Source organism: Baaleninema sp. (assembly GCF_049974805.1).
Classification (GTDB): domain Bacteria; phylum Cyanobacteriota; class Cyanobacteriia; order Cyanobacteriales; family Geitlerinemataceae; genus Baaleninema.
On the sequence record NZ_JBNGCO010000113.1, the window covers coordinates 1 to 14,887 of the forward strand.

Here is a 14,887-nt window from a genome sequence, read left to right on the forward strand (position 1 = left end):
GATTGTCAAAAGCCGCCCTAGAAGGGCGGGGTTTTAGACCCAAATTTTTTGATAACAGAGAAACCGCCGCTCCTTGACCCCTACCTGTTCCGAGGTGGGGGAGTGCGTCGCTATTTTGTTCAACACTGCACAGAGTTTTTGACGCAGAAACCCGGTAAAAGGCTATATTCTGTTATTTCAGCCCGAAGGCAGTCACGAAAAATCGGGTTTCTGAACCGACAACTGCATAACTCTTGACCTCGATTTTTAAAGGATATAATCGCGGCATCACCGATTATCCGCCACTCTCCCATGTTTAACGATATTGCAACGCACTGGGCGCAACGCTGCATCGAACAACTCGCCCAGCGGGATATCGTCAAAGGCTACCCCGATAGGAGCTTTCGCCCGGAAAAATACCTGACGCGGGCGGAATTCGCCTCGTTGATGTGTCGGGCGTTTCCCGAAGCGGAAGCCGTTAAATCAGAGGTTCGCTTTCGCGACGTTCCCGCCGCTTACTGGGGATATCGCGACATTCGCCAGGCCGCCGAACGGGGGTTTTTTTCGGGCTATCCCGACGGAACCTTTCAACCGAAGCGCCCCATTCCCCGCCTCGAAGCCTTTCTCGCCATCGTCTCCTATTTGCAACTGCGATTGGAGGGAGACGACAGTTTCGAGGTGTTGAACCGGTGGTTCGACGACGCCGCCAAAATTCCCGAGTACGCCAGAGATTCGATCGCCGCCATCACGCAGGCGGGAATGGTGGTGAATTATCCCAACCCCAAACGCTTCGAGGGCGATCGCGCCATCACCCGAGGCGAAGTGGCGGCGTTACTGGCGCGGGTGTCGCACCTCGAAGGCGTCCCTCTCGAGTACGTGGTGGGAATCGAAGCGCCGCCCCAGTTGAGGGGGCTTCCCGGCGTTCTCGACGACACGCCGTTGGTATACGCGGAAGTCTCTCACCCCAGGGAGGCGACGGGAATTCTGGTTTCGACGTTTCCCTTCGAGGGAGACGCCCATCTCAACCATCCGTTGACGGGAAATTTCGAGATTCTCGTCCGCGAATCCGTCCAGTTTGGCCATCGCAACCCATCCAACGCCTTATACCAAGCCATCCTGCTGCAAAACGCTATCGATCGACCCGTCACCGTTGACATTTCCACAGCAGCGAGTTTCGCCACCGTTCCCGACGCCCCAATTCAGCAGTTTCCCGAAACCGTCGAAAACCCCGACGGAACCCTATATTCCGGTTCGGCGAGTCGCATCACCAATGCGATGTTGCGGGGAACTCGTCAAGACAGCTTCCCAGAACGTCTCATCCTCGAAGCCGGAGAAACGACACTGTTACTCAACGGGGCGATTTCCGCTGGCGAACCGACGAACGATCGAACCACCGCCATTCGGCTGTTTACCTCCGAGGCGGTATACGTGGCGAGTTTAGTCACCGCCAGCGACGAACCGCCAACCCTGTCGCAGTGGTTAGAACAGTTACAGTCACAGGCGCAACTCGATGGAAAAGTCGGCTTGCTGCGAGGAACCCGCTGGCGAACTCGGGTGACAGACGACGCCAACCGGCCGATTTTGACCGTTCCCACGCCGCGATCGAAACTCTGTTTCAAACTCAACCGAGAACTCGTCCACCGGGCGATCGCACCTCCAACCCCTCGCTTTAACCGAACCTATGCAGGGGTCGAATACGACATCGAACTTCCCCTGTACAACAATTTATCCGAAGCCCAGTCAGTGGCGGTGTCACTTTCCTCTCCCATCGCCATCGAGGGCGATCGGGTCGAATTCGCCGAAGCGATCGACGATTTAGCCTTTCGCGGTACTGTAACCATCACTTACGAGGACTTTTCTCAAACCCTCCTCACCAGTTTCGTCCATCTGACACAATTTCACGGTCCATTAGGATCGCCGTTAGCAGTTGTGAGAATTCCCCCTCATACATCGCGCCTCGTGCGATTAAAGTGGATTTATCCCCCCGATGGGATTCCGCCTCATGTATTGACAGTGGCAACACTTTAACCGATAATTTCGTAATTCAACTAAATACCTATTTGGTTAACTTTTGTAAAGCTGATGGAACCCGAACGCTATCGCGGTTATTGGAAAGCGAACGTTTCGATCGTTCGGATTTTGATGATTGTTTGGGGGTTAGTTTCGCTAGTTTTTGGAATTTTGCTAGTGGAACCCCTCAACGCCATTTCTTTCGGACAGATTCCCTTGGGATTTTGGATCGCCCAACAGGGATCGGTCTTCGTGTTTGTGATTTTGATTTTCGTCTATGCCGTTTGGATGGACAAAATCGATAAAAAATACGGCTTGAGAAAATGAGATAGACTCAAGTTTTTGTTAAATAATTGAGTCTTTTTTAACCAAAATCGATCGATTCCAAACGTAAAAAACAAAGGCGCATTACAGTGCGCCTTAACTGTCCTGTCGAAACTTTTAAGAAACACAAAAGTTTCAATCCAAAACGCTGTCGTTCTCATTACGTTAACGAGAAAACCGACCATCTGACAGCCTAAAAGCCTGGAAAATCAACGCCAGGTCATTTCGCCCTTCAAAGGTTAAAAAACTTAGAAATAAAAGGAGGTTTAAAAACCCGTGCCAGTAGAAGTTTGGACGAGCGTATTCGTCATCATGTCCTTCATGCTGTACGTCTACATCGGATGGCAGTCGCGAGTCAAGGACACCAAAGGCTTTTTCGTCGCCGATCGCGGCGTTCCCCCCATCGCCAACGGGGCAGCCACCGCCGCCGACTGGATGTCCGCCGCCTCGTTTATCTCCATGGCGGGATTGATCGCGTTTCTCGGCTACGACGGTTCGATTTATCTCATGGGATGGACAGGAGGATACGTCCTCTTGGCGTTACTCCTGGCTCCCTACTTGCGGAAATTCGGAAAATACACCGTTCCCGATTTCGTGGGCGATCGCTACTACTCGAAATTCGGTCGTCTCGTCGCAGTCGTGGCGGCGATTTTCGTCTCCATGACTTACGTCGCCGGACAAATGCGCGGCGTGGGTATCGTCTTTAGCCGCTTCCTGCAAGTCGATATCGCCACGGGCGTTATCATCGGCATGGTCATCGTCGGCTTTTTCGCCGTCTTGGGCGGGATGAAAGGCATCACCTGGACGCAGGTGGCTCAATACAGCGTGTTGATTGTCGCCTACACCCTTCCGGCGGCTGCGATCGCCTGGACGATGACCGGAAACCCGATTCCCCAGTTAGCCTTTAGCTTCAGCGATATCGTCGAAAAACTCAACGCCGTTCAAGTGGATTTAGGCTTCGCCGAATACACCCAACCCTTTGCCAACAAATCCATGTTGGACGTATTCGCCATTACCGTCGCCCTGATGGTGGGAACGGCAGGACTCCCCCACGTAATCGTCCGATTTTACACCGTTCCCGACGTGCGCGGGGCGCGGTATTCAGCCGGTTGGGCCTTGCTGTTCATCGCCATTCTGTACACCACCGCCCCGGCATTGGCCTCCTTCGCTCGCTATAACTTAGTCGATAGCCTGCACGATCGCCCCATCGAAGAAATCCAACAACTGGATTGGGCGACGAAGTGGGAACAAACCGGACTGTTGCAGTTCGACGACAAAAACGGCGACGGACGCATTCAGCTAACGCCGGATGTCGAAACTTCAGAAATGACGGTCGATCGCGACATCATCGTGTTAGCTACCCCGGAAGTGGCCAAACTGGCACCTTGGGCGATCGCCCTAGTCGCCGCCGGAGGCTTAGCAGCAGCGTTGTCCACCGCATCCGGGTTGCTGCTGGTGATTTCCAGTTCCATGGCCCACGATGTCTACTTCACCTTGCTCAACCCTAACGCCTCAGAATCGCAACGGGTGTTTGTGGGGCGAATTATGGTGGGATTTGCCCTCGTCGTGGCGGGGTATTTCGGCGTCAATCCCCCCGGTTTCGTCGGTGAAGTGGTCGCCTTCGCCTTCGGACTCGCCGCCGCCAGTTTCTTCCCAGCCATCGTCTTGGGGGTTTTCGACGCCCGAACCAACCGAGAAGGGGCGATCGCGGGGATGTTAGTGGGTCTCGGATTTACCTGTTTCTACATCGTCACCGTCAGTTTCTACGGTGCAGCTCCCTGGTTCTTCGGCATTTCCGCCCAAGGCATCGGTACTGTGGGTATGGTGTTGAACTTCCTAGTCACGCTAGTGGTATCTCGTTTGACACCGCCGCCACCAGAAGACGTTCAGGAAATGGTGGAACAGTTACGTCTTCCCATCGATGCGTCTCCGGCGTTGGTAGACGTGGGCGAGGAAGAGTTGGATTAATGATGAGGGGATGATGAGATGAGGTGATGATGAGATGAGGTGATGATGTGAAATCCTCTGCCCCTCTCCCCATATCCCCCTCTCTTTTCTTGGATGTCTATCAATCGATAAAAAAACTCGTTCTGTCGCGAAAAAAACTCCCTCGATCCCGATCGCGATCGAGGGAGTTTTGCGATTGAAATTGAGTCGTTGGCGGCGATCGTTGGCGAGAAATTGCTTCCGGTGCGGCGTTCCGTACCGCAGAGATTGAAGGTCGATGGTATGATGACGGTGAATTCTTATCGCGAAAGGGCAACTGAGTTATGAGTCAAGCACCTGTATCTCCGGTGGTGCTGGTGATTCTAGACGGCTGGGGATATCGAGAAGAAATCGAAAATAACTCCATTGCCACCGCAAAAACCCCTGTAATGGATAGTCTCTGGAATGCTTATCCCAGAACGACCATCCGCACGTCTGGCAAAGACGTGGGGCTACCAAACGGGCAAATGGGGAACTCCGAAGTCGGTCACCTCAACATCGGTTCGGGACGGGTGGTGCCTCAAGAACTGGTGCGAATCTCTGACGCGATCGAGGAGGGAACAATTGGAGACAACCCGGCGATTAACAAGCTGTTCGACGCGGTAAAAGCCTCGGGAGGGAAACTCCACCTGAGCGGCTTGTGTTCGAACGGTGGGGTTCACTCGCACCTCGATCACTTGTTGGGACTGATCGATCTGGCGAAAGCTCGAGGGATCGATCGCATCTGCATTCACGCCATTACTGACGGCCGCGACACGAAACCGACTTCGGGAATTCAAGCGATCTCGAAATTGCAAGAGCATCTCGATCGCGTGGGAGTCGGCGAAATCGTCACCATTAGCGGTCGTTACTACGCCATGGATCGCGATCGCCGCTGGGATCGGACTGAAAAAGCCTACAAGGTGATGACGGAAGACGAGCCGAGGGTCAACAAATCGGCCGTTGAAGTCATGCAAGATTCCTACGCCGAAGAGGTCACGGACGAGTTCGTCCTACCGACGCGCATCGCACCCGGTGCCGTGGAAGCCAACGACGGATTTATTTTCTTCAACTTCCGTCCCGATCGCGCCCGTCAGTTAACACAAGCCTTCGTACAAGAGGGTTTCGAGGGATTCGATCGAGATCGTATCGACCCGCTACATTTCCTGACCTTTACCCAATACGATCCCACCCTTCCGGTGTTAGTGGCCTTCAAGCCGCAAAACCTCACCAACATCCTCGGGGAAGTGGTATCCAACCACGGATTGAAACAGTTCCGTACTGCCGAAACGGAGAAATACGCCCACGTGACCTATTTCTTCAACGGCGGGAAAGAAACGCCGTTTGACGGCGAAGACCGCCATTTGGTCAACAGTCCGATGGTGCCGACCTACGATCGCGCTCCGGCTATGTCCGCTAAAGACGTGACCGATATCGCCGTAGAGGCCATCGGAAAACGCACGTACTCCCTGGTGGTCATCAACTACGCCAACCCCGATATGGTGGGACATACTGGGGTGATGGACGCTTCGGTAGAGGCCATCGAAACCGTCGATCGCTGCTTGGGACGACTCCTCGAAGCCATTAGCCAAGCCGGAGGAACCACCCTCATCACCGCCGACCACGGAAACGCCGAATATATGAAAGACGAAAACGGCAATCCCTGGACGGCACACACCACGAACCCCGTTCCGTTTATTCTGGTAGAAGGGGAAGGGGTGAAGGTTCCCGGTCACGGTGGCGAAGTGGTCTTGCGGGAAGACGGTCGTTTGGCCGATATCGCACCGACGATCCTGCAACTGCTGGAGTTACCGCAACCGGAAGAAATGACGGGTCGATCGATGATCGTTCCGGCCGGCTACGAAGTGCGTCCGAACCGAACTCCGGTCGCCGTGCGCGTTTAAAGCATTGTCGAACCCTTTTCACCCGACGATCGACCCTCAACCGTAACCTAAAAACAACATTTCGAGAATGACAACTAATCAACTGGTTCAAATTGCTTGGGTCGTTTCTGCAGTCAGCCTGATCGTGTTGGTGTTGCTACACTCCCCCAAAGGAGACGGCATCGGCGGGATTGGCGGACAGGCGCAACTTTTTACCAGCGCCAAAAGTGCTGAAACGACCCTCAACCGCATCACTTGGATACTCACAATTATCTTTATGGGTTGTACGCTCGTTCTCAGTGCTGGATGGGTGTAAGTCGAAAACTCCTTCGACTCAAGCGACGCTGCGTCTCGAGTTGGTGGTATTTCACAGGGCTGGCTGCGATCGCAGTCGCCCTTGTTTTGTGGGGGGCTTCGCCGAACTGGGGAAACGCTGGAGTTCGGATTCCTGCAATGTCCCAACTCTCGAATACTCTCCACTCGGAGATCGATCGATTGCCCCTGCGTCCCCATCCTCTCCCCGAATCCCTGCGATCGGTAACACTCGAGGGCGACGATTATTTCGATCGCCTCGAACCGACCCCCGTGGGAGCATTAGTGTGGTCGTCGTTTCCCGTTCGCGTTTACATCGACGCCAACGCCCCCGCCGACTGGCAAGCCGCCGTTGAATCCGTCCTTGACGAATGGGGCGTCTATTTGCCCCTCAGTCGCGTCGCAGACTCCGAAACAGCAAACATAACCATTTTGCGGATAAACCCACCGCCAAGGCGCAGTAACGGGCAGCTACGTGCAGCCTCAGCCCGGACGACCTATCAATTATTTTGGGACGAGGCGACCCTGCGCCATCAATTTTCCATCGTGGTGAGTCCCACGCAAGTCGGAGAATACATCAAATCCGCCGTTCGCCACGAACTCGGCCACGCATTAGGAATTTGGGGTCACAGCGACGCGGAAACCGACGTGATGTATTTTTCCCAAGTCCGCCGTCCCGCCGTTATCTCCCCCCGCGACGTTCGGACGCTGCGACGAGTTTACGAACAGCCGACGCGGTTGGGGTGGAACGGGGAAGAGGGAAGCCAGGAAAGTTCGCACTGACGCCGAAACCCAGTTTTTAACAAAATTCCGTTCTTGCCGTATCGGGATTAGAGAGCCGGTGCATCTTATAAATTCACAATACTCTAACGTCCCATCAACTTCACCAGACCGATTCCGGAAAAATATAACATCGCCACCGCGCCGCCGAGCAAACTTTGCGTCAGCGGGTCAGTTGAAGGCGTCAACACCGCACCGATAACCGCCGCCGACAGTACCACGTATCGCCATCCCGAGAGCATTTGCTTCGAGGAGACGATACCCAACCCGCCGAGTAACGCTTGCAACACCGGAACTTGAAACGCGATTCCGGTACTGAACAGTAGCAGCAGAATCGTTTTAAAATACTCGTCGATCGACCATTGTTGAGCGACGACCCCTTCCCCGTAGGAAACAAAAAACTTCAACGCCGCCGGAATCAAGGCGAAATACGCAAATACCAAACCGCCGAGGAACAACAGGCTCGACCCCAACACCACCGGAGCGATTAACCGCTGTTCCCGCCGGGTCAAACCCGGTAAAACGAAGCGGACGATTTGATACAGAATAAACGGCGTCGCCAGCAGCAAGCCAGAATATCCCGCCACCTGAATCGAAACGAAGAAAAACTCACCGGGGCGAATTTGCACGAAGTCCACCCCCTGCGCCGGCGCTTCGAGAATGCGAACGATGGGTTTGACGGTGACAAAACAGGCGACCATGGCCGCGAACACCGCGATAATCGAGTAGAAAATGCGCTGTCGCAACTCTTCCAAATGGTCGAACAGCGACATTTCCACCTCGTAGGGGAATTCATCGAGATGGTCGTCCGGTGTCTTTTTCGTGTCTTCAGAGGGTTGGATGTTTTGCGTGTCTGGAGGCGAGGTCATGAATTCGCGTCAATTAGCCGATCGTACTTCTTCTTAGTTTAAACGTCCGCAGTCCAGAAAGGGGGCAAAACCGAACCGAGATCGATCGCTGCGAACTCCAAAGAATCAATTAAGATATTAAACTGTGGTTTGTGTTACCAGGTTAGACGCCGTGTTACGTTCCCTCGCTGCCGACTTTCGCATCATCTTCGATCGCGACCCCGCCGCCCGCAACTGGTTAGAGGTGCTGTTTTGCTACCCCGGCTTACAGGCGCTCATGTTGCATCGGGTGGCACACTGGCTCTATCACATTGGCCTCCCCTTTCTACCTCGGTTAATTTCCCATCTCTCTCGCTTCATCACGGGAATTGAAATTCACCCCGGCGCCACCATCGGCGAAGGGGTCTTTATCGACCACGGTATGGGAGTCGTGATTGGGGAAACCGCCATCATCGGCGACGGTTGTTTGATTTATCAAGGTGTCACCCTCGGCGGAACCGGGAAAGAAAGCGGTAAACGCCACCCCACCCTCGGAGAAAACGTAGTTGTGGGGGCTGGGGCAAAGGTTCTCGGAAACCTGCAAATCGGCAATAACGTCCGTATTGGGGCGGGTTCGGTGGTGTTACGGGATGTTCCCTCGGACTGCACGGTGGTGGGCGTTCCTGGGCGCGTGGTGTACCGCTCTGGCGTTCGCGTGAATCCCCTCGAACACGGTCAGCTTCCCGACTCCGAGGCGCAAGTGATTCGCAGTTTGGTCGATCGCATTCAGGTTCTCGAGCAGCAAGTCGAACAACTGCGAGAGCAACCGCAACCCGTCTACGTTTCGGCCTCTGATGGCGAGGAGATTTGCGTCGGTGTCGCTCCCAACTGCCAACTGCGCGATCGCGTAATTCGCGAGTTCCTCGACGGTTCGGGAATTTAAGCCTGACAACCCCTTAAATCTTCCAATAGCTTAAATCTTCAGCTAGATCCCCGGCATCTCGGAGATGCCGGGGATCTGTTAATTAGATCTGTTAGTTAGAGTCTGAAGTTAGATCTGAGGTTACAGCACAATTCGCTTAACGCGCCATGCCGAAGACGCTACCGAGCGATCGAACCATGTTCGCCGGTTCCATGGAATCCATCGCCGCCGTCGGTTCGTAACCGCAGTGAACCATGCAATCGGCACATTTCGGATTTCCGCTCTTGGGTCCGTACTGGCTCCAATCGGTACTTTCGATGAGTTCTTGGAAGGTTTTATAATGCCCTTCATCGAGCAGATAACAGGGTTTTTGCCAGCCCAAAACGCTGTAACTGGGACTGCCCCAAGGGGTGCAGTCGTAATCTTTTTCTCCCATCAAAAAGTCGAGAAACAGCGGGTTGTGGTTGAAATTCCAGTTCTTTTTACCCGCTTTGAACGGCGCGAGAATTTCCCGAAACAGGGCTTTCGTGCGTTCCCGTTTTAAGAAATTCTCTTGGTCGGGGGCTTTTTCGTAGCTGTAACCGGGAGACACCATCATTCCATCGACGTTCAACCCCGCTAAGAAATCGAAGAATTCTTGCATTTCTTTGGGGTCAGTTCCCTCGAAAACCGTGGTGTTGGTGGTGACGCGGAATCCTTTGGCTTTGGCGGTGCGAATGGCGTTGATGGCAATGTCAAACACCCCGTCTCGATCGACACATTTATCGTGTTGTTCTTTCAAACCGTCCAGATGAACGCTGAACGTGAGATAGGGGGACGGTTGGAATTTATGCAGGGATTTTTCCAGTAAAATACCGTTGGTGCAAAGGTAGATAAACTTTTTGCGATCGACCAATCCCGCCACGATTTCGTCGATTTGCGGGTGCAGCAGCGGTTCGCCACCGGGAATCGACACCACGGGAGCGCCGCATTCTTCTACCGCAGCAAAACACTCTTGCGGCGTCAAATTTTGTTTGAGAACTTCTTTAGGATGCTGGATTTTACCGCAGCCAGAACAGGCTAAGTTACAGCGGAATAGCGGTTCTAGCATCAACACTAACGGGAATTTTTTACGTCCTTTTAAACGCTGCTCGACGAGATATTTTCCGACCGCAACAGCCTGCTGAATTTGAATCGCCATAGTCTTCCTCCTCTCACCCATTTAGGGGGTTTTGGTTTTAGCTAAAAAACGAGTCGATCGCCGAGTTAGCAACCGCCGTTTTGCTCTGTTTTCTATTGTACTCAAATTGAATGTTGAAATCGAGCATTTAGGTCGATTTTTTCAAAATACCCTCCGTTTTAGGGACGGCTTGTGACAGTTTTTTGACTGTTTTGATATTTAAAAAAGTCTTCAAAATCGAATTTTGGATCGATTATTTTTTAGGTTGTCAGATGCGAGCGTGGGATTTTACGGAAATACGAAAAGCCCTCACATCGCGAACCGTATCCAAATCCGTAAACCTCATTATAATCCCACTTTCTCCTTCGATTCAGAACTTGGGAAATTCCGGCGAAACCACTGCACCGCCTCGCGAAGCGCCCCGTCAATATCCGATTGCGGTAAACCCAACTCTCGCACGGCTTTCGAGGCGTCGTAATACATGGGTTCGGCGGACATTCGCACGCCGTCGAGGGGAACAGAGGGGGATTTCCCCAACCGCGCCAATACCATTTCGTCGAACCACGCCACCGTCAAGGGAAGCCAGAGGGGAACGGTGCGTTTGGGGGCGTCTAATCCGGTGATGGCGGCGAGTTTGTCCAAAAATGCTTTTAAGGTCAGGTTTTGATGACCCAGGATGTAGCGTTCTCCGGTTTTTCCCCGTTCCAAGGCGAGAACGTGACCTCGCGCGACGTCCCGCACGTCGATGAAGTTCAATCCCGTATCTACGTAGGCGGGCATTCGCTGCTGCAAGAAGCGTAAAATAATGTCACCCGTGGGCGTGGGTTTGATGTCCGCTGCACCGATGGGGGTGCTGGGGTTGACGATGACGACATCTTGTCCGGCGGCGACGGCTTTATCGGCTTCTCGTTCGGCGTGGTATTTCGACTGTTTGTAGGCGCTAATCAGCTTATCGACGGGGCTTTGATAGGTTTCGTCGGCGGGTTGTCCGTGGGGTTTGACGCCGATGGCGGCGACGGAACTGGTGTAGACGATACGATCGATCCCCGCGTGGCGGGCGCCGGTGAAGAGGTTGCGGGTTCCCAGGACGTTGGTACGATAGAGTTGATGGCGATCGCGCTGCCACAGGGAATATTCCGCCGCCACGTGACAGGCGGCTTGACAGCCTGCCATCAACGCCCCGAGATGGGCATCGTTAAGGTCTCCCTTCACCAGTTCCAGCTTGAAATCTGGGCGATCGCAGATATCTTGGAGATTGTCCAGGCGACTCGTGGGACGAACCAACGCCCGCACCCCGTAACCGGAGTTCAAGAGCGATCGCACCACGTGAGACCCCACAAATCCCGTCCCCCCCGTGACGAAAATTGGTTTAGCCGTCGATCGAACCACAGATACTTTCCCTTGACGCTCGATCGACTATCTTAGCGCCGAAACCGTCTGAGACTGTCCGAAACCATCGTTTTCCTTGTCTCGAACCTGCCTCAAATCCAAGATCGTGGCAGAATATAATCGTGAAATCGTAGCGAAGTTTTAACAGGCTCCCCTTGCTGACTCTACTGAGACAGATCTCAAACGCGATCGAAAACTGGTGGTCGGAGTTTACCCTCCAAACCAAACTCATGGCGGCGGCGACCCTCGCCGTATCCCTCATCGTGAGCGGTTTGACCTTTTGGGCTGTCAACACCATCCAGCAAGACGCTCGCCTCAACGATACGCGATTCGGTCGCGACTTGGGGTTACTTCTGGCCGCCAACGTCACGCAACTGGTCGCCGAAGACAACAAACAGGAACTCGCCCGGTTTTCCAATCAGTTTTACAGCAGTACCTCCAGCGTTCGTTACATCATTTACGCGGACCCGGACGGACAAATCTTCTTCGGAATTCCCTATTCCGAATCCACCGTTCAAAATTCCCTGACCATCCAGCGGCGGATTCACCTCCCCGAAGACGCCTTTCGCTTTCGAGAACCCTTCGTCCGCCAACACCATACGCCAAACGGACAAGTTACAGACGTATTCGTTCCCCTCTACGACGGCGATCGACCCTTGGGTATCATGGCAGTGGGCATCAACCCCAACCCCACCGTCGTCACCTCCTCGGGACTGACGCGAGATGTCACCATCGCCGTCTTCGTCTCCATTTGGGTCATGGTGATTCTCGGGGCGGTGTTCAACGCCTTAACCATTACCCGCCCCATTAAAGAACTACTGGTGGGGGTCAAAAACATCGCCTCGGGGAACTTCAAACAACGCATCGATTTACCCTTCGGCGGCGAACTCGGGGAATTAATCGAAAGCTTCAACGAAATGGCGGAACGCCTCGAACGCTACGAAGAACAAAACATCGAAGAGTTAACCGCCGAAAAAGCTAAATTAGAAACCTTGGTGTCTAGCATCGCCGACGGTGCCGTGTTGCTAGACACCCATATGCAGGTGATTCTCGTCAATCCTACCGCCAAGCGAATTTTCGGCTGGGACGATCGCGATTTAGTCGGCACCAACGTCCTCCATGCGTTCCCGGCTGCGGTACAAGTGGAGTTAACGCGGCCGCTGTATCAGATGGCGAAAGGGGAACGTCCCGGCGGCGAATTCCGCCTGACGCTCACGGAACCGACGCGGCGCACCATTCGCATCCTCGTTACCACGGTACTCGATCGCGAACGGGAAAACGTCAAAGGGATTTCGATCGCCATCCAAGACATCACCCGCGAGGTGGAACTCAACGAAGCCAAAAGCCAGTTTATCAGCAACATTTCCCACGAACTGCGAACGCCGCTGTTTAACATCAAATCCTTCATCGAAACCCTACATGAATACGGCGAGGATTTGAGCGAAACCGAACGACAGGAGTTTCTCGAAACCGCCAACCACGAAACCGATCGCTTGACGCGACTCGTCAACGACGTTCTGGATTTATCGCGGTTGGAATCCTGCCGCATTTATCACCTCGACCCCCTCGAAATCGTCCAACCCATCGAACAAACCCTGCGAACCTACCAACTCAACGCCAAAGACAAGGGAATCGAACTGACGCAGGAAGTCGAACCGGATTTACCCCCGGTGTTGGGACATTACGATTTACTGTTGCAGGTCTTCGCCAATTTAGTGGGGAACGCCCTGAAGTTTACACCGTCGGGAGGACGGGCGATCGTGCGGGCCTATCTGTTACCCGCCCCCGGCGAAACTGATGGAAGCCACGCCATTGAAGGGGCGACTCGTTACGTGCGCGTGGAAGTGTCCGACACGGGAATCGGCATCGAACCGGAGGACCAAGAGGCCATTTTCGATCGATTCTTCCGCGTCGAAAACCGGGTTCACACCCTCGAAGGCACCGGATTAGGACTCTCCATCGTCCGCAACATCATCAGCAAACACCACAGCAGCGTCCATTTAGCCAGTGAGGTGGGAGTGGGAACGACGTTCTGGTTCGATCTCGCCGTGGCTGAAGATTTGGAAGAAACTCAACTGGCAGATACGCAATCCCATACGATCGAGACGCCCTCGCAAACCGCCGAAACCTCCTCCCAGATGGCCTCACAAAGCTAAGAGAAAACTAATCGCCAGCAGTCCCAAGACAATCCACAACGCCGGATAGCGTCGATACCAGGGTTTCGGTTGTTTCCAAGGGGGAGTCGTTTCCGGTTCGATCGATTCCTCTACGTTGTGATACAACGTGCAGGTGGTGGCGTAGGGGCGCTGGGGAAAATTACAAGTATCGTCGTGGTGGTACGTACATCGAGAACAGAGAAATTCATCTCCCTCCGCCCGATGTAACGGGATACCGGGATGTCCGAACGCCTTGAGTTGATAGCGACAGTGGGGACAGGATACCGCGTCTTCCCGTATCGGTCGATCGCATTGAGGACAACTAGACATGATTCCGGTTTGGCTAGACTGTTGAGGTGATGATGGGATGAGGGGATGACCGGATGAGGGGATGACCGGATAATGGGATGACCGGATGATGGGATGACCGGATAATGGGATGACCGGGTTGACATCCTCACCGCCCTGGAAGGACGGTGATTCCCAAACCTCGCGATTTGGGTTCCTGCTTCCTTCCCTTACGGGTTTTTCGCAGTTGCTCTCCGGATCGAGATCCTTCAAGTCTTACACTCGCTTCACAGGCTGTAACGGTGTGTCCCACCGCCAAAAGATTCTGTGCGGCGTTGATGTCCCGGTCGTGAACCGTCCCACATTTCGGACAAGTCCACTCTCTGACATCCAACGCCATCGAATCGGCTTTGTGTCCGCAACATCCCCCCTTTAGTTCCCCCCTTAATAAGGGGGGTTAGGGGGGATTCGGGAACCATCGATCTACCTTGACGAGCGTTCGTCCGTACCACTGACATTTATAGTCCAGTTGGTTGACAAACTCTCCCCAGGCACAATCAGAGATATGTTTGGCGAGTTTAGGATTTCTCACCATCCCTATCCCCCCTTTAGTTCCCCCCTTAATAAGGGGGGTTAGGGGGGATTCCACCGCAATCGTTTGGTTTTCGCGAACGAGGCGGGTTGTCAGCTTGTGCAGGTAGTCGCTCCTCGAATCGCGAATTTCTTCGTGAATCTTGGCAACTTTACGACGCGCCTTCTCTCGATTCCGAGAACCCTTCATCTTGCGAGAGAGGGCTTTTTGAGCGCGTCTCAGGCATCCCCCCTTCGCCCCCCTTTGAAAGGGGGGCGAAGGGGGGATTCGGCACTTCCTCCGTTTCGTTTCTTTTTAAAAC

At 53.9% G+C, this 14,887-nt stretch carries 12 protein-coding genes and 1 pseudogene; 8 read left to right on the plus strand and 5 right to left on the minus strand.

The window, feature by feature from the left end:
- Positions 1-291: 291 nt before the first annotated feature.
- The 6 genes from ACP5D4_RS17865 (at position 292) to ACP5D4_RS17890 (ending at position 7,256) form a co-directional block, all read left to right on the plus strand.
- Complete coding sequence (locus tag ACP5D4_RS17865) at positions 292-2,007, plus strand: DUF3370 family protein (protein WP_428012973.1); 1,716 nt, start codon at positions 292-294, stop codon at positions 2,005-2,007.
- 54 nt (positions 2,008-2,061) lie between these two features.
- A complete protein-coding gene (locus ACP5D4_RS17870; protein WP_428012974.1) occupies positions 2,062-2,316 on the plus strand; it encodes a DUF4212 domain-containing protein in 255 nt (84 codons plus the stop codon).
- 273 nt (positions 2,317-2,589) lie between these two features.
- Complete coding sequence (locus ACP5D4_RS17875) at positions 2,590-4,281, plus strand: sodium:solute symporter family protein (protein WP_428012975.1); 1,692 nt, start codon at positions 2,590-2,592, stop codon at positions 4,279-4,281.
- A 302-nt stretch (positions 4,282-4,583) separates the two neighbouring features.
- Positions 4,584-6,182, plus strand: a complete 1,599-nt coding sequence (gene gpmI / locus ACP5D4_RS17880; protein WP_428012976.1) for a 2,3-bisphosphoglycerate-independent phosphoglycerate mutase — start codon at positions 4,584-4,586, stop codon at positions 6,180-6,182.
- Between the two features lie 67 nt (positions 6,183-6,249).
- Complete coding sequence (secG, locus tag ACP5D4_RS17885) at positions 6,250-6,477, plus strand: preprotein translocase subunit SecG (RefSeq protein WP_428012977.1); 228 nt, start codon at positions 6,250-6,252, stop codon at positions 6,475-6,477.
- The gene (locus tag ACP5D4_RS17890) at positions 6,468-7,256 is read left to right on the plus strand and encodes a peptidase (protein WP_428012978.1); all 789 of its coding nucleotides are present in this window, start codon (positions 6,468-6,470) and stop codon (positions 7,254-7,256) included. The genes secG and ACP5D4_RS17890 overlap by 10 nt, the downstream gene beginning before the upstream one ends.
- An 83-nt stretch (positions 7,257-7,339) precedes the next feature.
- Here the strand turns inward: ACP5D4_RS17890 and tatC are convergent, their stop codons facing one another.
- The gene (tatC, locus tag ACP5D4_RS17895) at positions 7,340-8,122 is read right to left on the minus strand and encodes a twin-arginine translocase subunit TatC (RefSeq protein ID WP_428012979.1); all 783 of its coding nucleotides are present in this window, start codon (positions 8,120-8,122) and stop codon (positions 7,340-7,342) included.
- Positions 8,123-8,273: 151 nt separating this feature from the next.
- Between tatC and cysE the strand changes: the two genes are divergently transcribed.
- Positions 8,274-9,023, plus strand: coding sequence for a serine O-acetyltransferase (cysE, locus tag ACP5D4_RS17900; protein WP_428012980.1), 750 nt, complete (start codon positions 8,274-8,276; stop codon positions 9,021-9,023).
- A gap of 136 nt (positions 9,024-9,159) precedes the next feature.
- On the opposite strand, the gene hpnH is transcribed toward cysE, so the two are convergent.
- Together hpnH and hpnA are read right to left on the minus strand one after the other, a co-directional pair.
- Entirely contained in the window at positions 9,160-10,182 is a 1,023-nt protein-coding gene (hpnH, locus tag ACP5D4_RS17905) for an adenosyl-hopene transferase HpnH (protein ID WP_428012981.1), read from the minus strand.
- A 324-nt stretch (positions 10,183-10,506) separates the two neighbouring features.
- Entirely contained in the window at positions 10,507-11,550 is a 1,044-nt protein-coding gene (hpnA, locus tag ACP5D4_RS17910; protein WP_428012982.1) for a hopanoid-associated sugar epimerase, read from the minus strand.
- A 155-nt stretch (positions 11,551-11,705) separates the two neighbouring features.
- Between hpnA and nblS the strand changes: the two genes are divergently transcribed.
- Complete coding sequence (nblS, locus tag ACP5D4_RS17915; RefSeq protein WP_428012983.1) at positions 11,706-13,706, plus strand: two-component system sensor histidine kinase NblS; 2,001 nt, start codon at positions 11,706-11,708, stop codon at positions 13,704-13,706.
- On the opposite strand, the gene ACP5D4_RS17920 is transcribed toward nblS, so the two are convergent.
- Complete coding sequence (locus ACP5D4_RS17920; protein ID WP_428012984.1) at positions 13,695-14,036, minus strand: zinc ribbon domain-containing protein; 342 nt, start codon at positions 14,034-14,036, stop codon at positions 13,695-13,697. The genes nblS and ACP5D4_RS17920 overlap by 12 nt on opposite strands.
- A 127-nt stretch (positions 14,037-14,163) precedes the next feature.
- Positions 14,164-14,775 (minus strand): annotated as a pseudogene (locus ACP5D4_RS17925) (RNA-guided endonuclease TnpB family protein).
- Positions 14,776-14,887: the final 112 nt, after the last annotated feature.